General features: G+C 33.0%; 24 protein-coding genes and 1 rRNA gene. 16 read left to right on the top strand and 9 right to left on the bottom strand.

Features of this window, described 5'->3' with window-relative positions; all coding sequences use genetic code 11:
* A 5S ribosomal RNA gene (gene rrf / locus FVB9532_RS06985) occupies positions 1-81 on the top strand; the annotation flags it as partial.
* A gap of 181 nt (positions 82-262) precedes the next feature.
* Here the strand turns inward: rrf and FVB9532_RS06980 are convergent.
* On the bottom strand, positions 263-625 hold the full coding sequence (locus FVB9532_RS06980) for a DUF779 domain-containing protein (protein ID WP_150544488.1): 363 nt from the start codon (positions 623-625) through the stop codon (positions 263-265).
* Positions 625-2,148: an acetaldehyde dehydrogenase ExaC gene (gene exaC / locus FVB9532_RS06975; protein WP_150544487.1), complete on the bottom strand. Its 1,524-nt coding sequence runs from the start codon at positions 2,146-2,148 to the stop codon at positions 625-627. The genes FVB9532_RS06980 and exaC overlap by 1 nt, the downstream gene beginning before the upstream one ends.
* A gap of 185 nt (positions 2,149-2,333) precedes the next feature.
* On the opposite strand from exaC, the gene FVB9532_RS06970 reads away from it, so the two are divergent.
* Positions 2,334-3,233: an AraC family transcriptional regulator gene (locus FVB9532_RS06970; protein WP_150544486.1), complete on the top strand. Its 900-nt coding sequence runs from the start codon at positions 2,334-2,336 to the stop codon at positions 3,231-3,233.
* On the opposite strand, the gene FVB9532_RS06965 is transcribed toward FVB9532_RS06970, so the two are convergent.
* The 3 genes from FVB9532_RS06965 to FVB9532_RS06955 all read right to left on the bottom strand — a co-directional run bounded on the left by FVB9532_RS06965 (position 3,234) and on the right by FVB9532_RS06955 (position 7,931).
* Positions 3,234-4,202 (bottom strand): glycogen-binding domain-containing protein, encoded by a 969-nt coding sequence (locus FVB9532_RS06965; protein WP_150544485.1) that lies wholly within the window; start codon positions 4,200-4,202, stop codon positions 3,234-3,236.
* 1 nt (position 4,203) lies between these two features.
* Positions 4,204-5,160, bottom strand: a complete 957-nt coding sequence (locus FVB9532_RS06960; RefSeq protein ID WP_150544484.1) for an aspartyl protease family protein — start codon at positions 5,158-5,160, stop codon at positions 4,204-4,206.
* Between the two features lie 137 nt (positions 5,161-5,297).
* On the bottom strand, positions 5,298-7,931 hold the full coding sequence (locus tag FVB9532_RS06955) for a valine--tRNA ligase (RefSeq protein ID WP_150544483.1): 2,634 nt from the start codon (positions 7,929-7,931) through the stop codon (positions 5,298-5,300).
* Between the two features lie 133 nt (positions 7,932-8,064).
* On the opposite strand from FVB9532_RS06955, the gene FVB9532_RS06950 reads away from it, so the two are divergent.
* The 3 genes from FVB9532_RS06950 (at position 8,065) to murB (ending at position 10,801) form a co-directional block, all read left to right on the top strand.
* On the top strand, positions 8,065-8,457 hold the full coding sequence (locus tag FVB9532_RS06950) for a DUF1573 domain-containing protein (RefSeq protein WP_150544482.1): 393 nt from the start codon (positions 8,065-8,067) through the stop codon (positions 8,455-8,457).
* A 135-nt stretch (positions 8,458-8,592) separates the two neighbouring features.
* A complete protein-coding gene (locus FVB9532_RS06945) occupies positions 8,593-9,783 on the top strand; it encodes a pyridoxal phosphate-dependent aminotransferase (RefSeq protein ID WP_150544481.1) in 1,191 nt (396 codons plus the stop codon).
* A 1-nt stretch (position 9,784) separates the two neighbouring features.
* A complete protein-coding gene (murB, locus tag FVB9532_RS06940) occupies positions 9,785-10,801 on the top strand; it encodes a UDP-N-acetylmuramate dehydrogenase (protein ID WP_150544480.1) in 1,017 nt (338 codons plus the stop codon).
* A gap of 74 nt (positions 10,802-10,875) precedes the next feature.
* Here the strand turns inward: murB and FVB9532_RS06935 are convergent, their stop codons facing one another.
* Positions 10,876-11,532, bottom strand: a complete 657-nt coding sequence (locus tag FVB9532_RS06935; RefSeq protein ID WP_150544479.1) for a fasciclin domain-containing protein — start codon at positions 11,530-11,532, stop codon at positions 10,876-10,878.
* Between the two features lie 150 nt (positions 11,533-11,682).
* On the opposite strand from FVB9532_RS06935, the gene FVB9532_RS06930 reads away from it, so the two are divergent.
* From FVB9532_RS06930 to FVB9532_RS06905, 6 genes are all read left to right on the top strand, one after another.
* Entirely contained in the window at positions 11,683-11,892 is a 210-nt protein-coding gene (locus tag FVB9532_RS06930; protein WP_150544478.1) for a membrane or secreted protein, read from the top strand.
* A 10-nt stretch (positions 11,893-11,902) separates the two neighbouring features.
* On the top strand, positions 11,903-13,006 hold the full coding sequence (locus FVB9532_RS06925) for a glycosyltransferase (RefSeq protein WP_150544477.1): 1,104 nt from the start codon (positions 11,903-11,905) through the stop codon (positions 13,004-13,006).
* Positions 13,003-13,554, top strand: coding sequence for an RNA polymerase sigma factor (locus FVB9532_RS06920; RefSeq protein ID WP_150544476.1), 552 nt, complete (start codon positions 13,003-13,005; stop codon positions 13,552-13,554). Before FVB9532_RS06925 ends, FVB9532_RS06920 begins: the two co-directional genes overlap by 4 nt.
* A gap of 81 nt (positions 13,555-13,635) precedes the next feature.
* A complete protein-coding gene (gene lipA / locus FVB9532_RS06915; RefSeq protein WP_150544475.1) occupies positions 13,636-14,508 on the top strand; it encodes a lipoyl synthase in 873 nt (290 codons plus the stop codon).
* Entirely contained in the window at positions 14,508-15,512 is a 1,005-nt protein-coding gene (gene gap, locus FVB9532_RS06910) for a type I glyceraldehyde-3-phosphate dehydrogenase (protein ID WP_150544474.1), read from the top strand. The genes lipA and gap overlap by 1 nt, the downstream gene beginning before the upstream one ends.
* Before the next feature lie 12 nt (positions 15,513-15,524).
* Positions 15,525-17,780, top strand: coding sequence for a response regulator (locus FVB9532_RS06905; RefSeq protein WP_150544473.1), 2,256 nt, complete (start codon positions 15,525-15,527; stop codon positions 17,778-17,780).
* Here the strand turns inward: FVB9532_RS06905 and lpxK are convergent.
* Both lpxK and FVB9532_RS06895 read right to left on the bottom strand, forming a co-directional pair.
* Positions 17,767-18,765, bottom strand: coding sequence for a tetraacyldisaccharide 4'-kinase (gene lpxK, locus FVB9532_RS06900; protein WP_150544472.1), 999 nt, complete (start codon positions 18,763-18,765; stop codon positions 17,767-17,769). The genes FVB9532_RS06905 and lpxK overlap by 14 nt on opposite strands.
* A 25-nt stretch (positions 18,766-18,790) precedes the next feature.
* Complete coding sequence (locus tag FVB9532_RS06895) at positions 18,791-19,627, bottom strand: hypothetical protein (RefSeq protein WP_150544471.1); 837 nt, start codon at positions 19,625-19,627, stop codon at positions 18,791-18,793.
* Between the two features lie 114 nt (positions 19,628-19,741).
* Between FVB9532_RS06895 and FVB9532_RS06890 the strand changes: the two genes are divergently transcribed.
* From FVB9532_RS06890 to msrA, 4 genes are all read left to right on the top strand, one after another.
* Positions 19,742-20,836: a Nif3-like dinuclear metal center hexameric protein gene (locus tag FVB9532_RS06890; protein ID WP_150544470.1), complete on the top strand. Its 1,095-nt coding sequence runs from the start codon at positions 19,742-19,744 to the stop codon at positions 20,834-20,836.
* Positions 20,837-20,838: 2 nt separating this feature from the next.
* Positions 20,839-21,618 carry a zinc ribbon domain-containing protein gene (locus FVB9532_RS06885; protein WP_150544469.1) on the top strand — a complete coding sequence of 260 codons (780 nt, stop codon included), beginning with the start codon at positions 20,839-20,841 and terminating at the stop codon, positions 21,616-21,618.
* A 126-nt stretch (positions 21,619-21,744) separates the two neighbouring features.
* Positions 21,745-22,350: a hypothetical protein gene (locus tag FVB9532_RS06880; protein WP_150544468.1), complete on the top strand. Its 606-nt coding sequence runs from the start codon at positions 21,745-21,747 to the stop codon at positions 22,348-22,350.
* A 6-nt stretch (positions 22,351-22,356) separates the two neighbouring features.
* Entirely contained in the window at positions 22,357-23,022 is a 666-nt protein-coding gene (msrA, locus tag FVB9532_RS06875; RefSeq protein ID WP_150544467.1) for a peptide-methionine (S)-S-oxide reductase MsrA, read from the top strand.
* Here the strand turns inward: msrA and FVB9532_RS06870 are convergent, their stop codons facing one another.
* A complete protein-coding gene (locus FVB9532_RS06870; RefSeq protein ID WP_150544466.1) occupies positions 23,023-23,376 on the bottom strand; it encodes a DUF4870 domain-containing protein in 354 nt (117 codons plus the stop codon). It lies immediately after the preceding gene.
* A gap of 97 nt (positions 23,377-23,473) precedes the next feature.
* Between FVB9532_RS06870 and mnmE the strand changes: the two genes are divergently transcribed.
* Positions 23,474-24,871 (top strand): tRNA uridine-5-carboxymethylaminomethyl(34) synthesis GTPase MnmE, encoded by a 1,398-nt coding sequence (gene mnmE / locus FVB9532_RS06865; protein ID WP_150544465.1) that lies wholly within the window; start codon positions 23,474-23,476, stop codon positions 24,869-24,871.
* Positions 24,872-24,874 lie beyond the last annotated feature (3 nt).

Below are 24,874 nucleotides of genomic sequence, written 5' to 3'. Positions count from 1 at the left end.
CTTTCCATTCCGAACAGGGAAGTTAAGCCCGTTAGCGCAGATGGTACTGCTTTACCGTGGGAGAGTATGTCGCCGCCTTCTTTTACAAGGCCCTTCACTATAAAGTGAAGGGCCTTTTTTTTGATCTAGGATGATCAAATAAGACGGATACTTTGTCCATCTTGGGCTGTTATTTATTCTCTTAAAAAGACAACAAAGATTGGTAAAACCTGAAGAAAAATTATATTATAAAAAAGCTCGACAAATTTGTCGAGCTTTTATGCTAGATAGGTTTTAATTGTTTTTGTTCTTCTTCTGTATATAATTTTGATTTTATAATAAATCGAAGTCCAAGAGGGATTTCTAATGAAAAACTAGAACCTCTACCTTGTGTTATATCTACGGTAAGTTGTGTGTGTTTCCAATATTCAAATTGATCTTTAGAAATATAGAATTCACAATTAGCAATTTCACCGAGGAGAATATCTGAATTATCTAACATTAAATCTCCTTTTGGGAAGCACATAGGAGAAGAGCCATCACAACAACCTCCACTTTGATGAAACATCAATTCGCCATGTTTCTCTTTAAGTTGTTGGATGACTTCTATTGCTCTTTCTGTGATTTTTACTCTAGGAGTTTCCATTAAAAGAATCCTAATTTTTGTTTGTCATAAGAGATTAACATGTTTTTAGTTTGTCTATAGTGATCTAGCATCATTTTATGGTTTTCTCTTCCAATTCCTGATTTTTTGTAACCTCCAAATGGTGCGTGTGCTGGGTAATTATGATAGCAGTTTACCCAAACACGTCCTGCTTTAATAGCTCTAGAAATTTGATAAGCTTGATGTGTATCACGCGTCCAAACTCCAGCTCCAAGACCGTATAAAGTATCGTTTGCAATTTCAATGGCTTCTTTTTCATCTTTAAAAGTGGTCACACAAACCACAGGTCCAAAAATTTCTTCTTGGAATACTCTCATTTTATTGTTTCCTTTTAAGATAGTGGGTTTAATATAATAACCGCCATCGAGTCCTTCGTTGTAAGCAGCTTCACCACCAGCTAATACTTCACATCCCTCTTCTTTACCAATATTGATATAATTCAGGATTTTTTCATATTGATCGTTAGACGCTTGTGCTCCCATCATCGTGTTTGGATCTAGCGGATGTCCTAGTTTTATGGCATTGGTACGTTCAATCACTCTTTCGATAAATTTTTCATAGATGCTCTCTTGTATTAAAATTCTACTGGGACAAGTACAAACTTCACCTTGATTAAGTGCAAACATTACAGCACCTTCAATACATTTATCGAAATATTCATCGTCGGCATCCATAATACTTTCGAAGAAAACATTAGGTGATTTTCCTCCTAATTCTAAAGTTACCGGAATGATGTTTTTTGAAGCATATTGCATAATCAATTGTCCCGTAGTTGTTTCGCCAGTAAATGCAATTTTATTGATTCTTGGGTTAGAAGCTAAAGGTTTCCCGGCTTCGACACCAAAACCGTTCACGATATTTAAAACCCCTGCAGGAAGAATATCTTCAATCATTTCCATTAAAACTAAAATTCCTACCGGTGTTTGTTCAGCAGGTTTTAGGACGACACAGTTTCCTGCAGCTAGTGCTGGAGCTATTTTCCATGCGGCCATTAAAATTGGAAAATTCCAAGGAATAATTTGGCCTACCACTCCAAGAGGTTCAGGTACGTTTAAAGAAACTGTATTTGAATCTAGTTCTGCAACAGATCCTTCTTCAGCTCTAATTACTCCGGCAAAATACCTAAAATGATCTACTGCCAATGGCATGTCTGCTGCCATCGTTTCTCTTACGGCCTTCCCATTATCCCAAGTTTCGGCTCTGGCCAAAGCTTCTAAGTTATTTTCTATGACGTTAGCTATTTTTAATAGTAAATTACTACGATATGTTGCTGAAGAATTGTTCCATTCAGGGGCTGCTGCCCATGCTGCATCTAAAGCTTTTTCTATATCTTCTTCTGTAGATCTTGGAATTTTAGTAAAGCTTTTTCCATCTACAGGAGAGATGTTTTCAAAATATTCTCCTTTTGTAGGAGAAGTCCATTTACCGCCAATGAAGTTTTCATATTGACTTTTAAACTGAGGTTTTTTTATCTCTGTTTTCGATGTGGTAGCTGTATTGCTCATAATATTAAATTTTAGTTAGGTTTCTGATTATTAAAATTATGCAGATACTTTGGTTATATTTTGAACAATACTATTAATATGGTGAACAATACTATTAAAACTTATTAAACTGATAAAATATGTATTATATTTATAGGTATAACTTAATTTATGCGATTTATTGTTGTCATATTAATAATTGAATAATGCTTTCTAAACGATTTTTTGAAAACCGAAGTTTACAGGATATGGTGGAAAACCAAACCACTTACACGATGAGTAATGCCGCAATGCATGTTTTTGAAACTCATAAAATGGCAGAGCATGTTCTGCTGCAATTTGACCAGCCGGTTTTGGCAAGTATGTTAGAAGGAAAAAAAATTATGCATTTAAAGGATAGTCAATCCTTTGATTTTTTACCGGGAGAGTCGTTAGTATTGCCAGCTCAAGAAGTAATGCGCATTGATTTTCCTGAAGCGAAAGAAAAGAATCCTACTCGGTGTTTGGCGATGGCAATTTCTGAAGATAAGATTAAGGAAACACTTCATTTAATGAATGAGAACCTACCTAAATTTGATAAGCGTGATTGGAGTTTGATGGATTATAATTTTCATTTTAGTAACGACAGGGAAATTTTTCAAATTATTCAGCGATTACTTTATCTGTTTACAGAAAATCATCCATCTAAAGATTTGTTTGTAGATAATATGTTGCAAGAATTAGTAATTCGGGTTCTACAAACCAATTCTAAAAAGGCTTATTTAGAAAATTCAAACAAATTTCATCAGAGCAGTAGATTGCGCTATGTTATTGAGTTTATTAGAAAAAACATTCATAAAAACCTTTGTATTGAAGATTTAAGCAATCAGGCCTATATGAGTGAATCTAATTTTTACCGGGTATTTAAAAATGAAATGGGAATCTCTCCTGTTGAATTTATTAATGAAGAACGAATTAAATTAGCTACTAAACTTTTAAAAGAAGAAGACCGAAAAATAAAAGATGTTTATATGGAATGTGGTTTTGAAAGCAGATCTTACTTTAACCGTGTTTTCAAGAAAATTAAAAAAGTGAGTCCGGGTAAATTTCAGGAAAGGTTTAATTAATTACTTTACCATTTTTACACAGTTCACATTTCCTTCGCCATCGTATTCCAAAATAGGATTATCAGAATCGATGGTCCATTTTCCATCAACAATATATTTATAGTGATGTTTTCCGCCAGATAGGTAAAGTTTTTTACTCCAACCATCTTTGGTTTTGTTCATCTGGTAATAGTTTTCATTCCAGTTATTAAAGGTTCCGGTAAGGATCACTTCAGAGGCATCTTGAAAACCTTCTAAGTTGAATGTTACCCATTTTTTTACTTTTATTACAGAATTGTATCCACCAAATTCATTGATAGCTTTATCTTTATTGGTAGGGTCTTCCATCCAATTGCCATCTACAATAAATTTGTATTGATATTCTCCGGGTTGTAAATCAAGCGTTAGTTCCCATCCCTTATCTGTAGGTTTCATTTTTAGAAAATGTTTATCCCATCGGGAAAAAGTACCAGAAAGGATTACATTTTTAGCCTTGGTATGGCCTTCTAAAAAGAACTTGACATTACCATTTTCGTTTGGAATAGTGGTGTATAGTTTTAAATTGTTAGAATTTAAATATCCACCAAACTCATCTATAGCCGGAGTAATATTGGGTACTCTATTGCTAGGTTCTGCCCAATAGGTATTATTGATCACAAATTTAAATTCCCAGATAAATTCATCATCAAAATCCTCGATATTTTTTCTTAGTTCGTATTGGCATTCATCTATTTTTTTCATTTTCCAGCCACTTCTTGACCAATTGTTGAAGTTTCCGGAAACCACTACATTTTCAATATCAAGGTCTTTAAAATCTTTGACCAATCCATAATTATCATGGGTTACTTTTTTATAATCATCCTTATTAAAAGTAAAAACAATCTCATTGCCATCTATCCAATAGCCTTTTACCTTACTGTTTTGCGCAAAATTTGGTATTGCAAACAGCAAGAAAATAATTATGATGATATGTTGTTTTATTGTTTTCAAGTTAGTGTTTCAAAGGATAATCAATAAAATAAAGCATTTCTTTTTTATAATTGATAATTGTTCTTTTCTGCATAAAAAATTCATACCCTAATACTCCATCTACGGAGGTTCCAAAGGCTTCGCTCATTTTGGCTAAATTAGTAATAATCGTATTCATAGGGCCAAAATAAATTTGTTCATTTAATTTCACCCGATACAATTTCCCTGCCAATACTTCGGCCTTTTCATCGGCAGCTCCTGAAAGAACAATCCGTTTAGCAGGTTTAAAAAACTTAATAACCTTTTTACTTTTTCTAGTGTTTAACTGATTAATTTCTGCTCCGGTATCTAAAGCAAAATTCATTTTATCATTTCCAACAAAAGTTGTTAAAACAATAGTGTGTTTTTTTAGTTGAAATCCAATACTATCGACTATTTTCTCTAGGTATACTTTTTTATCGAGTTTGTTTCCCTTTGCATCAATTTTAGTAAGTGTAATTTGATTTAAGTAGAGGTCTATAAAAACTTCATAATCTTTTAAAATGCTATAACCAATAATTCCGGTTAAGTTCATGTTTTTTTTCTTTTCGATATGTGAAAGGTCCATTACATGAGCATTGGCATTTTTTAAACTCAGGTTCTGTAATTTGAATTCCTTTAGGAATTTTTTATAGGCATCGGTATCATTGAGAACTCCTGAAGATTTGACAGCAGATTTATCGTGAACATAGAGATTAGGAAAATGAACTTTATTTAGGATTAAACTTTCTGAACCGGTATCGATGATAAAGTTTCCTTTTTTGTTGAGTAGTTCTGCTTCAACCACCATTAAATGATCGATAAGTTTGAAAGGAATTCTGAATGTATTCTCGTTAACTACTTCAGCATTGGGAAAAATAATAGGGTCTAACTTCAGCTCTTCTGCTTGAAGTTTGAAAAAGGAAAGTGTAAATATGACAACCAACCAAAGTTTTCCCATATCTAATAGACGTGGATTGATGAAAATTGTTACAGTCTAATTAGTGTTGAAGATAAATAAAAAACGCCTAGCTTTCACTAGGCGTTTGGTTTTACGGCTAAATTTTATACTTCGATAAGCTTTAACCAAATGTTTAATTATTGAAGGCTCGCTAAGCTTTGCTTGATGGCTTCAATTTTGGCTTCAGCATCAGCTTTCTTTTGTTTTTCAATCGCCACCACTTTTTCTGGAGCGTTGTTCACAAAACGTTCGTTGGAAAGTTTTTTCTCTACCGATTTTAAGAAACCTTGATTGTATTTTAATTCTTCTTCTAATTTTTCAATTTCTGCTTCTACATCTACCGCACCTTCCATCGGTATAAAATATTCATTTGATTTTATTCGATAAGAAATTGTATTTTCTTGTTGTTCTTTTACGTAATTAATAGCAGAAATATTTCCGAGTTTAGCGATGACATCATCATAATCTTCTTTTAGATTTTCATTATTAATCACACTCAGTTCAATGGTATCTTTAAATGAAATATTTTTTTCTTTTCGAATGGTTCTAATACCTGAAATTATTTCTTTCACCATTTCAAAATCAGCAATAAATGACTTGTTAAAATCAATTTGTTTTGGCCAAGATGAAATAATTAAGGCGTCTTCTTTACTTCTTTTAGTGATGTTTTGCCAGATTTCTTCGGTTAAGAACGGCATAAATGGATGCAAGATTTTTAAGTTATCTTCTAAAAGTGCAATCACTTCATTAAAAGTTTTAGTATCGATACCTTCACCATAAGGTGGCTTCACCATTTCTAGTAACCAAGAACAGTAATCGTCCCAAACCAATTTGTAGGTAGCCATTAAAGCATCAGAAATTCTGTATTTAGAAAAATGATCTTCAATTTCTACCAATGTTTTTTGAAAGGTGTTTTTATACCAATCGATCGCAACTTTAGCTGATTGTGGCTGTTCTTTATTCTTGTCTATTTCCCAACCTTTTATCAACCGGAAAGCATTCCAAATTTTATTTCCAAAATTTTTCCCTTGTTGGCAAAGGTTTTCGTCAAACATTAAATCATTTCCGGCAGCACTACTTAACAATAAACCAACACGAACGCCGTCTGCACTAAAATCTTCAATAAGTTGAAGGGCATCTGGTGAATTCCCTAAGGATTTCGACATTTTACGACGTTGCTTATCGCGAACCAGTCCTGTTAGGTAAACATTATTGAATGGTTTTTTACCGGTATATTCATAACCTGCGATAATCATTCTGGCCACCCAGAAAAATAAAATATCGGGTCCGGTGACTAAATCGTTGGTGGGATAATAGTAGTTGAACTCTTCATTATCCGGATTATTAATTCCGTCAAAAACGCTCATTGGCCATAACCAAGAAGAAAACCAAGTATCTAGAGCATCATCATCTTGTCTTAAATCTTCAGCAGAAAGATTTTCTTTTCCAGTTTTTTGAATAGCTAATTTTAAAGCTTCTTCACGGGTTTCTGCTACTACAAAATCTTCTTTACCATTTCCGTAGTAATAGGCAGGAATGCGATGCCCCCACCAAAGCTGGCGGGAAATATTCCAGTCACGAATGTTGTTCATCCAGTGGCTATAGGTGTTTTTAAACTTATCAGGGAAAAGTTTTACTTCACCGGTTTCTAATACCGCTTTAATAGCAGGTTTTGCCAAGTCTTCCATTTTTAAGAACCACTGGTCAGACATTTTAGGTTCAATAACTGCCTTAGTTCTTTCTGAAGTTCCCACTTTATGAAGGTGCTGTTCGGTTTTAATTAAAAAGCCTTTTTCTTCTAACTCTTTAACAAATTCTTTTCTTACTTGAAAACGATCTTTGCCTTGGTAATGAAGTCCGTATTCATTTAGGGAAGCATCATCATTAAAAATGTCGATAACTTCCAAATTATGCTTTTCACCTAAAACTTTATCGTTCTCATCGTGAGCTGGTGTCACTTTAAGGCAACCTGTACCAAATTCTAAATCTACATATTCATCTTCAATAATTGGGATGACACGATTTACGATTGGAACAATAGCTTTCTTTCCTTTTAAATGAGTAAAACGCTCATCATTCGGGTTTATACAGATCGCGCTATCACCAAAAATAGTTTCAGGTCGGGTAGTGGCAATGGTTAGGGTGTCTTCACTACCTTCCATTTTATAATTGATGTAATATAAGTTTCCTTGCTTCTCTTCGTAGATAACCTCTTCATCAGAAAGGGTTGTTTTTGCTTCCGGATCCCAATTCACCATTCGGTAACCACGATAAATTAATCCTTTATTGTATAAATCAACGAATGACTTAATTACAGAAGAATATAGTTTTTCATCTAAGGTAAACTTAGTTCTTTCCCAATCACAAGAGGCTCCAAGTTTCTTTAACTGATTTAAAATTACACCTCCGTAGTTTTCGGTCCATTCCCACGCATGTTTCATGAACTCTTCCCGAGTGATGGTATTTTTATCAATTCCTTCGGCTTTTAATTTCGCTACAACTTTTGCTTCAGTAGCAATAGAGGCGTGGTCGGTTCCCGGTACCCAACAGGCATTAAAACCTTGTAATCGGGCTCTTCTAATTAGGACATCTTGAATAGTATTATTCAGCATATGTCCCATATGTAAGACTCCGGTCACGTTTGGTGGTGGGATTACGATGGTATATGGCTCTTTTTCATTAACTTCAGAATGAAAATAGTTATTTTGCATCCAGTAGTCGTACCACTTGTCTTCTATCTCTTTCGCGTTATATTTTGCAGCAATGGCCATGAATTGGTCTGATTTTTGAAATTGAAACGCAAAAGTAGTTATATATAGATTATTTTAAAAGATTATAATTTATTAATCTGGCATTTGTATAATGAATATTTTACTATTACATTAGTGCCTAAATAAAAACAAGATGAAAAATTTTATTGTATTAGCAGCATTTTTATTTGCTGGAATTGCTGTACAAGCGCAAGCCAAAATTGAATTTAAAGAAGAAACCGTTGATTACGGTGATGTTGAATATGGAGGAGACGGAATGAGAACTTTTGAATTTACCAATACCGGTGATGAACCTTTGGTTATTGAAAAAGCTACCGCTACTTGTGGATGTACCGTTCCTGAAAAACCAGAAGAACCTATTGCTCCAGGAGAAACCGGAGAGTTGAAAGTAAAATATAATACTAGAAAAGTAGGATATATTAGAAAAACAATTACCGTGTATTCTAATGCAGAAGGTTCTCCTCACGCAGTAAAAATTAAAGGAAAAGTTTTAGAAAAAGACACTAAAAGTGTTTTAGAGAAATAAACTTTTACTTAAAATTTATTTAGAAGAGCCACTTTATTTTAAAGTGGCTTTTTTTGTTGCTCTCAAATTGTATTTATTCTTAAAAATAGTCCTCTTTCGTAAATAATTTTGCAAATTTGCGGCAAAAAATAGATTATGCCTTCAATATCATCTAAAGGTCTGGCCATGCCGGAATCTCCTATACGAAAATTAGTTCCTTATGCTGAAGCTGCCACAAAGCAGGGGAAGCATATTTATTATTTAAATATTGGTCAACCGGATATTAAAACTCCAGATTGCGCTTTAGAAGCTGTAAAAAAGAATGATTTAGAAATTGTTTCTTACAGTCATTCCGCAGGTTTTGCTTCTTATCGCGAGAAACTGGCCAATTATTATCAAAAACAGGGGATTCCTGTCAATACAGAGGATATTATTATAACTACAGGAGGTTCTGAAGCTTTACTTTTTACCATGGGAAGTATTGCAGATATGGATGATGAAATCATAATTCCAGAGCCTTTTTATGCCAATTATAATGGTTTTGCAACTTCCTCTGGGGTAACTGTAGTTCCAGTTACGTCTTCCTTTGAGGATGGTTTTGCCTTACCTCCGGTGAGTGAATTTGAAAAAAGGATCACCAATAAAACCAAGGCGATTATTATTTGTAATCCCGGAAATCCTACGGGTTATCTTTATACCAAAGAAGAAGTAGAGCAGTTGGCAGCTCTTGCTAAAAAGCACGATTTATTCTTGGTGGCAGACGAAGTTTATCGCGAATTTGCTTATGAAGGGAAAAAGCATTATTCAGTGTTGAGCCAGGAAGGAATTGAAGAAAATGCTATTATGATCGATTCTGTATCAAAACGTTACAGTATGTGCGGTGCTAGAATAGGTTGTGTGGTTTCTAAAAATAAAGAATTTATGGCTACGGCCATGAAATTTGCCCAAGCAAGACTGAGCCCACCAACATTTGCTCAAATTGCCAGTGAAGCAGCTTTAGATACCCCTCAGTCTTATTTTGATGATGTAATTGAAGAATATGTAGATAGAAGAAATACACTAATTGAAGCGCTGGAGAAAATTGATGGAGTGCAAGTAGCTACTCCACACGGAGCTTTTTATTGTATTGTAGAATTACCGGTAGAAGACGCAGAAGATTTCGCAAAATGGTTATTAGAGAGTTATGAATATGAAGGTGAAACAGTAATGATAGCTCCGGCTTCAGGCTTTTATTCTACACCTAATTCCGGATTGAAACAAGTTAGAATTGCTTATGTGTTAAAGAAAGAAAATCTTTTAAAAGCAGTTAAAATTCTAGAAGAAGCATTAAAGGTTTACAATAAATAAAATGCAGCAAGAACATAATTTTTCATTAAAGGCATATAATACTTTTGGCTTAGCTATAAAAGCTAAAAGTTTTATAGAAGTTGGTAATGAAGAAGAATTAGAAAAAGTTCTGAGGAAAGTATATTCTTCAGAACTTTTTGTTTTAGGTGGCGGAAGCAATTGTTTATTTACCAAAGATTTTGATGGTACTGTTTTGCATCTAAATATAAAAGGGAAGGAAATAGTAAATGAAACCGAAGATGAAGTTTTCTTAAAAGTAAATGCTGGAGAAAACTGGCATCAGCTGGTGTTATTCTGTGTGGAAAACAATTACGGAGGAATTGAAAATCTATCGCTTATCCCTGGAAATGTAGGTACTTCTCCTATCCAAAATATCGGAGCTTACGGAGTGGAGTTGAAAGATGTTTTTGTAGAATGTGAAGCCATTCATATCCAAACTTTGGAGAAGAAGGTTTTTACCAAGGAAGATTGTCAATTTGGATACCGTAATTCTGTTTTTAAAAATGAAGTGAAAGGACAATACATTATTACTTCAGTCACTTTTCAACTTAGCAAGAAAAATCATCAGTTAAAAACTGATTATGGCGCAATTTTAAACGAATTAGATAAAAAAGGAATTTCAAAGCCTACAATCAAAGATGTTTCTGATGTAATCATTTCCATTCGGGAGCGAAAGTTGCCCAATCCCAAAGAAATAGGTAATAGTGGAAGTTTTTTTAAAAATCCCATTATTTCTATTTCAGCGTTTGAAAAATTGCAAGAAAAATATCCTGAGATTCCATCCTATAAAATTTCAGAAGCAGAAGTAAAAGTACCAGCGGGTTGGTTAATTGATCAAGCAGGTTTTAAAGGTTACCGAAACGGTGATGCCGGAGTACATAAAAATCAGGCTTTAGTTTTGGTGAACTATGGAAATGCCACCGGAGAAGAGATCTTTGAGTTGGCAGAATTTATTCAGGAAAAAATAAAAAAGAAATTTGAGGTTGATTTAGAGATGGAGGTCAACATTATTTCATAAAAAAAACAGGTCTTATTGAAAGACCTGTTTTCCCTAACTTAACTTAATCTAACCAAATAATTTTATCTCTAAAATTATTTTCTCATTAAAACAGTATTCACAGAATGTATAACTCCATTTTGACCTTTTTGGTCTGCGTTGGTAATCATAATTTCTGTTCCTTTACCATCTTTAAGAACAATTTCGCCATCTATAAGCATAGCGTCAATTTTTCCGTTATTTGCTGTTTCTAAGGTATATTTTTTATTTTCACTTTCCTCGATTAAGCTTTTTAGCTTGGTAGAATCTACGTTACCAGGAATAATATGGTAACTGATGATCTCTTCTAATTTTTCAGTATTAGAAGGTTCCATAAGGCTTTCTACAGTTCCTTTTGGTAATTTGTTAAAAGCTTCATTGGTAGGAGCAAAAATGGTATAAGGACCTTCACCTTCAATTTTAACTACCATCCCTGCTTTTTGCAAAGCAGCAACGAAAGTAGAAAGGTCTTTAGCATTCATAGCTACTTGAGACAAGTTCATTTCATTTCCATTCTCTGTAATATCTTCTTCTATTTCTACATCGTCTTGCATCTCGTCATCAGAAGACATTTCATTACCTTCAGACATATCAGAAGAATCGTTCATTTCCATAGAATCTTCATTCATATTGTCTTTTTCTTTATTTTCTTTACATGAAATAATAAGTAAAGAAGAAATAGCTAAAGCTATAATTGATCTGTTGATCTTCATTGTTGTGATTTTTGGGTTTATGGTGCGAAGATAATCTTAAACAATTCTGCTTTAGTTATTTATCCTATAAAGTTTAGTTAAATATTGTAAATAAAGTATTAATTGGCTGATATATTTTATCATCAAGCAAGAATGTTTTATTTTTGCAGTATGAAATTATTATTGATTACCATAGGATTGTTAGCACTTGCTTTTGCAGGAATTGCTATTAAAATTTGGGCAAAGAAAGACGGAAAATTTGCAGGAACTTGCGCAAGCCAAAATCCCTATTTAAATAAAGATGGCGAGCCATGTAGTTTTTGTGGTAAAATGCCTGAAGAAATGGGAGATTGTAGCAATGATTCTAAAAGTAAAGCTTAATTAAGGGCGCATGTTGTTACTATTATTTTACTGCTTCTTAGTAGTAGCAACTATTAATACACTATTTTACATTTCATTTTTTAAGTTTCTTTTTTCTGTTGAAAAAGCACCGCAGGTTAGAATTAACCAACCGGTTTCTATAGTTATTTGTGCTAAAAACGAAGCAGAAAACCTTCAGCAAAACTTACCTTATATTTTAAATCAGGATTATTCAGATTTTGAGGTTATTTTGATTAATGATTCTTCTTCTGATGAAACCTTAGCGGTGATGGAAGATTTTGAGCTTCAGGATAGTCGCGTAGTTGTGGTGAATGTAGAAAGTAACGAGCGTTTCTGGGGGAATAAAAAATATGCCTTGACTTTAGGTATAAAAAAAGCAAAATTTGAAAAGCTTTTATTTACCGATGCTGATTGTTACCCCAAAAGCAATCAATGGTTAAAGGAAATGGCGCAAGGTTTTCAACATGAAAAAGACCTGGTATTGGGTTATGGAGCTTATGAAAAAGTAAAGAATTCTTTCCTGAATAAAATCATTCGTTTTGAAACCCTTTTAACCGCATTACAATATTTTTCAGCAGCAAAAAACAGACATCCTTATATGGGAGTTGGTCGGAATTTAGCTTATACTTCTAATATTTTTTATGAAAATAAAGGTTTTGTGTCACATATGAACTTGCTTTCGGGTGATGACGATTTATTTGTGAATGAAGTAGCGAATAAAACAAATACTTCCATCGTTTATTCCGAAGAGAGTTTTACTTATAGCAAGCCAAAGAAAACTTGGAAAGCTTGGTTTCGACAAAAAAGGCGTCATGTTTCAACAGCAAAATTTTATAAAAAATCCCATCAATTTAAATTAGGACTTTTCTATTTATCTCAATTTTTGTTTTGGGTTTTGAGCTTTGTTTTAGTAGTGTTTTATGATTGGCGTTTAATTTTGGCGACGATGCTCTTACGTTTTGCCATTCAGTATATTGCTTATGGAAAAGCAGCTTCTGTTTTTAAAGAAAAAGATTTACTTTGGCTATTACCTTTGCAAGATTTATGCTTGGTTTCATTACAATTTGTTATCTTTATTTTCAATTCGCTCTCAAAACCTCAATTCTGGAAATGATTTCTGAACAGCTCTCTCAACAAATCGACAAAGCAAAAAAAGGAAATCAAAAAGCATATAAATTTTTATTGGATAATTATTGGAATCAAGTATATAGGTTTCAGTTAAAACGTATTAAAGATGAATATGAGGCTGAAGAAGTTACCGTGCAGACTTTCTCGAAAGCTTTTGATAGGTTAGCAACCTTTAAGGAAGAATATAACTTTCAAACTTGGTTAATAGCCATTTCTAAAAATATTCATATCGACCTTATTAGAAAGAAGAATATTGAAACTACACAGGTAGATAAAAAAGCAGAAAAAACATTTATAGATGAAACTCCTTCTGCCGAAGACAAATTAATTACAGAACAAAACCTTTCTAATCTTTTAGCCTTAATAAAAAAGCTAAAACCGCATTACCAAGAAGTGATTCATTTGCGGTATTTTCAGGAAATGAGTTATAAAGATATTTCAGAAAAAATAGATGAACCTATTAATAATGTAAAAGTAAAATTATTAAGGGCAAAAAAGCTGTTAGCTGAAATTATACAAGATAAAAAGTCTTAGTGCTGTCATACTTATAATCTATAATTCTTCGTTCTTTTAGCAAGACTTTATTTTGTATCTTTGAATCTTATAAATTTTGTTATGGCAGTAGAAACTCTAGCACCCGAAACAACAAAGAAAAAACCTAAATGGTTACGTGTAAAACTACCTACCGGTAAAAAATATACGAACCTTAGAAAGTTGGTAGATAAGTATGACTTACACACCATATGTACTTCAGGAAGTTGCCCTAATATGGGAGAATGTTGGAGTGAAGGTACTGCGACTTTTATGATTTTGGGAAATGTTTGTACCCGTTCTTGTGGATTTTGCGGAGTGAAAACCGGAAGACCGGAAACGGTAGAGTGGGATGAGCCTGAAAAAGTAGCGCGCTCCATTAAATTAATGGATATTAAGCACGCGGTAATTACCAGTGTAGATCGAGATGATTTAAAAGATATGGGTTCTATTATTTGGGCAGAAACGGTAAAAGCCATTCGTAGAATGAACCCTAATACAACCTTAGAAACTTTAATTCCTGATTTTCAAGGAGTAGAAAGAAATATAGATCGTATTGTTGAGGTTGCTCCAGAAGTGGTTTCCCACAATATGGAAACGGTAAGAAGGTTGACCCGAGAAGTAAGAATTCAGGCAAAATACGATAGGAGTTTAGGGGTTTTGGATTACTTGAAAAAGCAAGGAATTAACAGAACCAAGTCTGGAATTATGCTTGGTTTGGGAGAAAAGGAAGAAGAGGTTATTCAAACTTTACATGATTTACGATCGGTAGATGTAGATGTGGTGACTATTGGTCAATACCTTCAACCTAGTAAAAAACACTTACCGGTACAACAGTTTATAACACCAGATCAATTTAAAAAATACGAAGAGATAGGTCTAGATTTAGGGTTTAGACATGTTGAAAGTAGTGCTTTGGTACGTTCTTCTTACAAAGCACATAAGCACATAAATTAATGCCAAATAAAATAAGAATTGCTATCAATGGTTTTGGCCGTATTGGGAGAAGTCTGTTTAGACTTTTGTTGAATCACCCAAAGATTGAAGTAGTTGCAATTAATGATTTAGCAGATGCTAAAACCTTGGCTCATTTATTAAAATACGATAGTATTCACGGGGTTTTAGCTAATGAAGTAAAAGCAAGCGAAAATCAAATTTTGGTAGATGGGGTTTCTTTTCCTTTAACACAGCAAACGAATATTTCAGAAATTAACTGGAAAAATTTTGAAGTTGATCTAGTTGTAGAGTCTACAGGAAAGTTTAAAAAGAAAGAGGAGCTTCAAAGTCATTTAAAAGGGGGAGCCAAGAAAGTGATACTTTCCGTTCCTCCGGTAGACGATGACATAAAAATGATTGTTCTTGGTGTTAATGATCATTTATTGGATGGTAGTGAAGAAATTATATCAAATGCTTCTTGTACCACTAATAATGCGGCCCCCATGTTACAAGTTGTGCATAAAGCTTTAAATGTTCAGCAGGCGTATATTACTACTATTCATTCTTATACTTCAGATCAAAGTCTACATGACCAACCGCATCGAGATTTAAGAAGGGCGAGGGCTGCAGCGCAATCTATCGTGCCTACTACAACTGGAGCAGCAAAAGCACTAACGAAGATTTTTCCAGATTTATCTGATGTTATTGGAGGTTGCGGAATTAGAGTGCCGGTGCCTAACGGTTCTTTAACGGATATGACTTTAAACGTTAAAAAAAGAACTTCTATTGAAGAAGTGAATAATCTTTTTAGAAAAGCAGCAAAAACAAGGTTTAAAAATATCGTTAGTTACAATGAAGATCCAATTGTATCGGTAGATATTCTTGGTAATAGTTTTTCTTGTATCTTTGATAGCGAGATGACCTCAGTAATCGATGGTCATTTAGTCAAACTAATTGGTTGGTACGATAATGAACGGGGCTATAGCAACCGTTTGCTGGATTTAATTTTGTTAGTTGGCTCATAACGCGTCAATTATATGAGTTTAATATTAAATAGATTTTTATTTTTTATAGTTTTTGTAATCGGTTTTCAATTATCATTGAAAGCTCAAGGTGAAACAACCAAAATTTCAAAAATAGAAACTAAAGAATTTGAATCTATTATCGATAGTATTCATCAGAACTACGAATACTATAACTATCCTCAGCTTATTAAAAGACTTGCCTTTATCGGAGAGATAGCAAGGAAAGAAGGTAATAAACAGTTGTGGATATCTTCTAGGTTTTATATGGCAGATATTTTTTATAAAGCATGTAGAAATAAAGAAGCTGAAAAAATATTAAATTATATTTTAGAAAATAATGATGCTAAGGATTTTAATGAAATGTTGCTCCCTTTTAGTTATTATTTATATACCAAAATCCTATTAGATAAGGGTGAAGTTGAGGCAGCTAAAAAAATGTATGAAAAATCTCAGGAAGCAATTAAAAATGGGAAAAGCATACATTCTTTTATAGGAGATTTTGTTTATGCGAAAATTTTATATAAAGAAAAGAAATTAGAAGAAGCTTTAACGCATGTTAAAAATGTAGAAGCTAAAATAAAAGACTACCCAAGCAGTTATTTTTCTGGTGAAATTTATTATTTGAAATCCCAAATACTTAAAGATTTAAAAAGTTTAGAAATCGCTGCGGCTACTGCCAATAAAGTGTATTATCAAGCCCATGTCAATAAGTATGAGATGCAGAAGCTTAGGGCTTCCGAATTATTGGTAGATATATATACATTGCTTAATGATCATCCTGAACAAATTCATTATTTAAATATTTCCAATACCATTAGAGATTCTATTATAGATTTTCAAAACGCTCAGTTTACTGAAGATAAGCTTACAGATTCTCAAAGTATACAGTCTGCGGTAAATACCATTTCAAAATTATCATTGGCCAATTCAGAGCAAGAAAAATCTATAAAATACAATCAACTTACTATAATTTTAAGTGCTCTGTTTATTGCTATACTGTCCTTATTTACTGTTTCTCTTTATAAAAACAATAACCTTCGTGCAAAAGCTAATGCCTTATTAAAACAGAAGAACTCGGAGTTAATAGAATCTAGAGAAAAGTCATTAACTGCAATGCGTTACAGAGAACAGTTTTTATCTACGATCACTCATGAGTTGAGAACACCTATTTATGCAGTAACCGGGTTGACTTATTTACTATTAAAAGAGAATCCAACACCGCAACAAGAAGAGCATTTAAAATCATTAAAACATTCTGGAGAACATCTTCTTTCGTTAATAAATAATATACTGGACATCAATAAATTAGAATCTAATAAGCTGAATAAAGTAGAAGTCGATTTTGATATAAAAGATAAATTGAAAAGTATAGTAGAATCTTTAAGGCGATCTGCAAAAGAGAATGGCAATTCTTTACATTTAGAAATAGATTCAAAACTTCCTTCATTACTTAGGGGAGATGTAGTGAAACTTTCTCAGGTTTTGATTAATCTTATTTCCAATGCAATTAAGTTTACCAATAATGGGGATATTTGGGTAAGGCTATCTTTAATAAAGGAAACCGATTATAAAGTTTTTATACAGTTTGAAGTTGAGGATAATGGTAAAGGGATAGCAAAAGAACATCAAAAAGCTATTTTTGAAAAGTTTAACCAAGGTACCAATGAAATGAATTCCCCACAAGGCGGAACAGGATTGGGCTTGCCTATTGTTAAAAATTTACTTAAGTTTTTAAATAGCGATATAGAACTTGAAAGTAGGCTAGGGGAAGGTTCTAAGTTTTTCTTTAAAATATCTTATGATAAAGCGGAGAATATGGTTTTAGCCAAAGCTAATGGATCAGATAACAATTTCATAAAAAACAAAAAAAGCTTAACCGAAGTTTTTAAAGATAAAAAGATCCTAGTGGTCGAAGATAATAAACTCAACCAGAAAATAACTTGTAAGATATTAGAGAAGAAAGGTTTAAACTGTGAAATTGCCAATAATGGCGAAGAAGCGGTGAAACTTAACCAAGAAAATAATTATGATATTATTTTAATGGATATTCATATGCCGGTTATGGATGGTATAGAAGCTACAAAGGAAATAAGAAAAAGCGATATAAAAACTCCAATAATAGCGCTTACTGCTGTAAGTATATCAGAAGAGATAAGAGAATTTTTAAAGTATGGTTTTAATGATATTATCCCAAAGCCTTATAAAACGGATTTCTTCTTTGAGAAAATTTACGATAATTTATCCCAAGATTCCCCTAAACAACCTTAAGAATAACTTCTTCAAATTTCTGAGCGTCTTTTAAAAAAATGACTTCCATAGGGAGAAAATAAAGCTGTTCAGGTTTTAAGCTGCTTTTTAAACGCATAAAGTCTTTTTCGGTGGTAATGATTAACTTTTCCTTTTTTAATGCTGAAATATCTTTCTCTTTAAAATTATAATGATCCGGAAAGTTGAGGTGTTTATAGTTTAATTGTAGTGTATCCAAATGTTTAAGCAAAGGTTGAGGATTCGCAATCCCCGTAACTAAAGTAAAATCGTTTAAACTTGCTGTAGGTAAAGTTTTTTGTTGAAGGTTATAAACTTGCTTGGGATATCTTATAGAAGTGAAGAAAACTTGCTGATGAGTACTCACTTTCAGCTTTTTACTTAGTATTTTCATATCTTCTTCAGAAGTGTCAAGAGCGCATTTAGTCACCACGATTACATTTGCCCTTTTAGCTCCATTTTTAGGTTCACGAAGATTTCCCGTAGGTAGGATAAAATCATTAATAAACAAATCATTGTAGGTAGTGAGTAAAATAGAAAAATTCGGCTTTACCTTTCTATGTTGAAAAGCATCATCTAATAATATAACTTCTGGTTTTTGTTTTAATTGAAGAAGTTGTTCAATACCACGAACTCGTTCTTCATCGACAGCCACTTGAATACCGGGGAATTTTGTTTTAAACTGAAGAGGTTCATCCCCCACATACGCTGCTTTTTCATTTCCGGTTAGAAGGTAAAATCCTTTGCTTTCCCTTTTGTAACCTCGGCTTAGTGTAGCGACAGTCTTTTTTTCTTTTAAAAGTCTAATCAAATATTCCATCATGGGCGACTTCCCCGTGCCCCCCACGCTTAAATTGCCAACGCAAATGACTGGAACATCAAAACCGGTTGATTTTTTTAATTCCCAGTCATAAAGCTTATTTCGTAGCAGTACAATAAACCCGTAAAGCAGAGAAAATGGAAAAAGTAATTTTCTGAGTACTGCCATGCATCGTTAAAAATTATTTGATTTATTAAAAAGGAGTATTAATAGTCCCTTCAAAAGTATAATTGATATTAAGACCTGGTTCAGAAAATTGTATTTTACTTTCGTCTACAACATTTACTTTAAGCGTATCATTTGCCCCTTCAATTACAACACCATTAGAATCAACATATATAAATATCAATTCATTACTAATCGGTTCTTCTTCACTATTTGATGTAGTTAATTTATAGCTCCCCTGGTTTTCCCAATTAATTTCATCATAGGTTAAACCTTCTACATCTTCAGAAGATCTAAAACTTCTACCTCCAAAAAATTCAACATAATTTATAGTAGAAAAATCTCCGTCATTCTCATCGGGATTTTCAGTAAGTGTTTTTTGCCAAAACTGGTATTCATTAAAAAAATGAGGCATTCTTTCATAGTAAAGAATATCTAATGAAGGAAATTCGTTAGTGTTATATCCTGTGATGTAAAAGGCAGTCGTATTGTCATAGTTGTCAACAAGTTTTAGAGAGTTATCACTAATTCCTAAAACTTTAAAATTAGTATCATCAATAGTAATAATAGCATTGTTTCCTTCTTGCTCTACAATATAGGTCGTTTCTATACTACCCGTTGTGCTGGGATCAAACCCAATTAGATTTTTATTGGCATATAATTCATTATTTACAAAAGAAAAAGTAATGGCATCTTGACCTAAATCAAAATCACTAGAAGGCTGGCCGGGTTCCACATACCATAAATCATAAGATTCTAATAATTCTTCAATTGACTTGCTTTGTGAAGGGGTGGTAGAATCATCATCAGAACCACAAGAAGTTAAAAGGATGATAGAAAATAAGAGGCTTAATAAATTTTTCATTTGGAATTTTAGTTTATAACTTACAAATATAATAAGGAATCTAATCAAAAAAAATTAAAACAGTAACAAAGCATTTTCTCATATTTGTGAAAATTAGAATTTAAAATCATAAAAATGACTATTAATCAAGTTATTTCAACTTTAGAAGAATTGGCTCCAACAGCTTATGCTGAAGATTTTGACAATGTAGGTTTATTGGTAGGCGATAAAACTGCAGAAGTTTCCGGAATTCTAGTCACCTTAGATACACTGGAAGAAACTATAGAAGAAGCCATTCAGGAAGACTGTAATCTAATTGTAAGTTTTCATCCCATTATTTTTAAAGGATTAAAAAAAATAACAGGGAAATCTTATGTCGAGCGAGTAATTTTAAAAGCCATCAAACATGATATAGCGATTTATGCCATTCATACCGCGTTGGATAATTCTTTTAAAGGGGTGAATCATCAAATTTGTGAAGAAATAGGGCTTGTTAATCGTCAGGTGTTGGTTCCACAGCCACAAACTATTAAAAAATTAGTAGCTCACGTTCCGCATCAAAATGTAGAAGAAGTGCGAGATGCTTTGTTTAACGCTGGAGCGGGAAGCATTGGTAATTATGATGATTGCAGTTTCAATATTTCTGGGAAAGGTACTTTTAAAGCTAATGAAGAGGCCAATCCTACTTTGGGAGAAATAGGAAAATTACATATGGAAGAAGAGACACAACTTCACTTAACTTATCCAAGGCATGTAGAAAGCAAGGTTTTAAAAGCACTCTTTACCACACATCCTTATGAAGAAGTAGCTTACGAAATCACAACACTAGAAAATAAAAATCAACAAATAGGAATAGGAATGATGGGGGAGTTACCCCAAGCAGAAAATGAAGTAGAGTTTTTAGAACGAATAAAGAAAACATTTCATTTAAAAGTAATAAGGCATTCCAAGTTATTAAATAAAGAAATAAAAAAAGTAGCTGTTTTAGGAGGAAGTGGAGCATTCGCCATTCCTAACGCAAAAGCTTTACAAGCAGATATTTATATAACTGCAGATTTGAAGTATCATGATTTTTATCAAGCTGAAAATCAGTTGGTTTTAGCAGATATTGGACATTACGAGAGTGAACAGTACACAAAAAATCTTTTACATTCTTATCTTACAAAAAAATTCCGTAATTTTGCGGTCGTTTTATCACAAAAAAGTACCAATCCAATTCAATATAGTTGATTATGGCAAAGAAAAAAGAGGTTACCGTTGAAGAAAAGCTTAGAGCATTGTTCGATTTACAATTAATCGATTCTCGTATAGACGAGATAAGAAATGTGCGAGGTGAATTACCTTTAGAAGTAGAAGACTTAGAAGATGAGGTAGCTGGTTTAAATACTCGATTAGAGAAACTTAATGCAGACTTAGAAAGCTTAGATCATAAAATTAAAGACAAGAAAAATTTAATAGAAGAGTCTAAAGCACAAATAAAAAAATACGGCGAGCAACAAAAAAATGTTCGTAACAACCGTGAATTTAATGCAATTTCTAAAGAGATTGAGTACCAAGAATTAGAGATAGAACTTGCAGAAAAACATATCAAAGAATTTTATGCTCAAATAGAGCAGAAAAAACAGGTAATCGAGCAAACTCAAGAACGCTCAACAGAAAGAAAAAAACATTTAGATCATAAAAAAGGTGAACTAAATGAAATTTTAAGCGAGACTGAAAAAGAAGAACAATCGCTTATTGCAAAATCTACCGACTACAAAGATGAAATTGAAGACAGATTGGTAAAAGCATATACACGTATTCGTGAAAATGTAAAAAATGGTCTTGCTGTAGTACCTATTGAAAGAGGAGCTTCAGGAGGTTCTTTCTTTACCATCCCTCCACAAGTGCAAATGGAAATAGCTGGAAGAAAGAAAATTATTACCGATGAGCATAGTGGTAGAATTTTGGTAGATCAAGAATTAGCAGAAGAAGAGAGAGAAAAAATGCAAAAACTTTTTGCTAAAATGTAATTGTAATAATCATTTATTGAATTCAATAGAAGCCTTTTTCGATATGAAAAAGGCTTTTTTTATTAACATTTATTTGAGAGAAAAATAAAGCCTGAACTTGTAATTTGGATTACAAAAATTAAAATCATGAAAAAATATATAACTTTTGTGCTCTTTATAAGTTTGTTTGTAGGCTGTAAAGAACAAGGGAATTCTAAAAAATTGGAGGTAGAAAACTCAAAGGGAATAGTAGATGAAACAGCAAAAGACCCTAAAATAAACCCCAGAGAAGAAGCGGAAGCTGTCGAACTAGAAACAGATGAGGTAGATGAAAATTCAGCAAAAAATAAAGCAACTACGATAACTACGAAGGATTTTTCAGGGAGTTATCAGCGTGCGGATGATGATAAAACCGGATTAGACTGCGATTGTAATTGTTTAAATATAAATCTTGACCAAAGCCAAAGCATTTGCATAGATAAGCAGGATAATATTCATGTTGAAGTAAAGTTCAAAGAAGGAGAAGAGTCAGATCTTGTTATTTATTTTGTAAGTGGTAGCGGCAATATGGAAGGGCAAAAAGATATTCCTTGGGAAGGTTTTGATAAAAATTCTGTGTTAGCTACCATCGATTTTACCTCACCAGATTCATTTAAATTAGATTGGAAAGGCTTTACCCAAAATGAAGAGATTGCCATTGATTATGCGCTCTTGGGAAAGAAAAATTTAGAAGGAAAATATAAAAGAAAATAAATAAAGATGAGATTAAAACTTTTTTACCTCGCAGTATTCATTACTTTTTGTAGTTGTGGAAACACGAAAAAAGAAAAAACCGAAGCTCAAAAACAATTGGCAAGCGCAGAACCTGTAGAAGCAAGCGCAACTAAAGAAGGTGATAAGAAGGCTTATTTTGCCAGTGGATGTTTTTGGTGTGTAGAAGCCGTTTATGAAAGTATTAAAGGAGTAAAAGAATCAATTTCTGGGTATTCAGGAGGAACAGGAAAAAATCCAACTTATGAAAATTATGGAAAAACTGATCATGCTGAAGCTGTTGAGGTTATTTACGATCCAAATGTTGTTGATTTTAAAACCTTAGTAGATGCCTATTTTGCCTCCCAAAATGTGACGCAACAAAACGGACAAGGCCCCGATATAGGTAGGGAATACCGATCTATTATTTTTTATCAAAATGCAGAACAAAAACAGATTATAGAAAACAAGATTTCAGAGTTAAGCAAAGAATACAAAAAACCAATTGCTGCAGAAGTAATGCCTTTTCAGAAGTTTTGGAGAGCAGAAGAATACCATCAAGATTATAAAAAGAAACATCCTGGAAATAGTTATATCCAGCATGTTTCTATTCCAAGGTTTAATAAATTCCGAAAAAATTTTCCGAAGGAATTATTAAAAGAAAAATATCAATAATTATTTAATAAATTGGATGGTGAACGGGTAACTTACCGCTTCGCCATTATTGGCTTTAATTCCGTTCATTATTGGGAAAATTAAACTAATTAACCCCAGAATAGGTAAAATAACAAATCCAATAATTAAAAAACATAAAAGACCAGCTAAAATAAAATAGATATAAAAACTTATTTGAAAATTGATGATTTCTTTCGCATGTTCTTCCATATGCTCTACTTCATTTTTTTTCAATTGCCATAAAATAATAGGAACGATAATTCCTCCCAATCCAGAGACAATATTAAGGAGTTGACTCAAGTGTAGAATCATTAGCATTTGTCTATCTTCCGTTTTTTGTGTAATTACTTCCATAAATAATTCTTTTTTTAAATATGACGCAAGCAAAAGGCTTTTGTTACAATTCCTCATTTTTAAATTCCACAAAAAATAACTTTCTTACCTTTGCGCTATGATATTAAACGATACGATAGTTGCCGTTGCAACAGCGCCGGGAAGTGGTGCTATTGCCGTAATTAGGGTTTCCGGACCAGATGCCATTATTTTTACTTCACCAGTATTTAAAGCAAAAAATAAGATTTCTTTAGAAAATCAAAAATCACATACGCTTCAGTTGGGAAATATCATGGATGGTGAACGCATTATCGATGAAAGTTTAGTGTCTGTGTTTAAAGGAAAGAGAAGCTATACCGGAGAAAACACTGTTGAGATTTCATGCCACGGAAGTCCCTTTATTCAACAAGAAATCATTAATTTATTACTGCGTAAAGGATGTCGTGCTGCACAACCAGGAGAATTCACCTTACGCGCATTTTTAAACGGAAAAATGGATTTAAGTCAGGCAGAAGCTGTAGCCGATCTTATTTCCAGTGATAATGCAGCGAGCCATCAATTGGCAATGCAGCAAATGCGGGGAGGTTTTGCTTCAGAAATTCAAAAGCTTCGGGAAGAGTTACTCAATTTTGCTTCATTAATAGAACTGGAACTTGATTTTTCTGAAGAAGATGTAGAGTTTGCCGATAGAAAGCAGTTTCAAGATTTGGTTTTCAGGATTCAAAAAGTGCTAGGCAAACTCATCGATTCTTTTGCAGTGGGCAATGTACTTAAAAACGGAATCCCCGTAGCCATTGTAGGAGAGCCCAATGTAGGGAAATCTACTTTGCTCAATTCACTTTTAAATGAAGAAAGAGCTATCGTAAGTGATATTGCCGGAACTACACGCGATACGATTGAAGATGAAATATCAATTGGAGGTATTGGTTTTCGATTTATTGATACAGCGGGAATTAGAGAAACGACCGATGAAATTGAAGGCTTGGGAATTAAAAAAACTTTCCAAAAAATAGAACAGTCACAATTGGTTATGTATTTGTTCGATTCCAACAAAATAAAAAATGAAAATCTTAGCTTATCCCAAGTAAAAACGGAAGTTGAGAAAATAAAAAACCGTTTTCCTGGAAAACCTTTAATTATAGTAGCCAATAAAACCGATGTGCTTTCTTTAGAAGAACAGGAAAATTTTCAGCAGCAAATCGCTGAACTCAATTTAATTTCAGCCAAAGAAAATAGAGGAATAGAAGAACTACAAGCTAAAATTTTAAGCTTTGTAAATACCGGAGCTTTAAAAAGTAACGATGCCATTGTGACCAATTCCCGTCATTATGATGCTTTGTTAAAAGCTCAAGAAGAAATAAATAAAGTTCAGGAAGGCTTGAATATAGGCTTAACAGGAGACTTGTTAGCTATCGATATTCGTCAAGCTCTTTATCATTTTGGGGAAATTACAGGTCAAATTACTACCGATGATCTATTAGGAAATATTTTTGCTAATTTTTGTATCGGTAAATAGTTA

It is taken from the genome of Mesonia oceanica (assembly GCF_902499555.1).
Taxonomy (GTDB): domain Bacteria; phylum Bacteroidota; class Bacteroidia; order Flavobacteriales; family Flavobacteriaceae; genus Mesonia; species Mesonia oceanica.
Note: the sequence above shows the minus strand (reverse complement) of the source record. Positions and strands in the feature narration are given on the sequence as shown.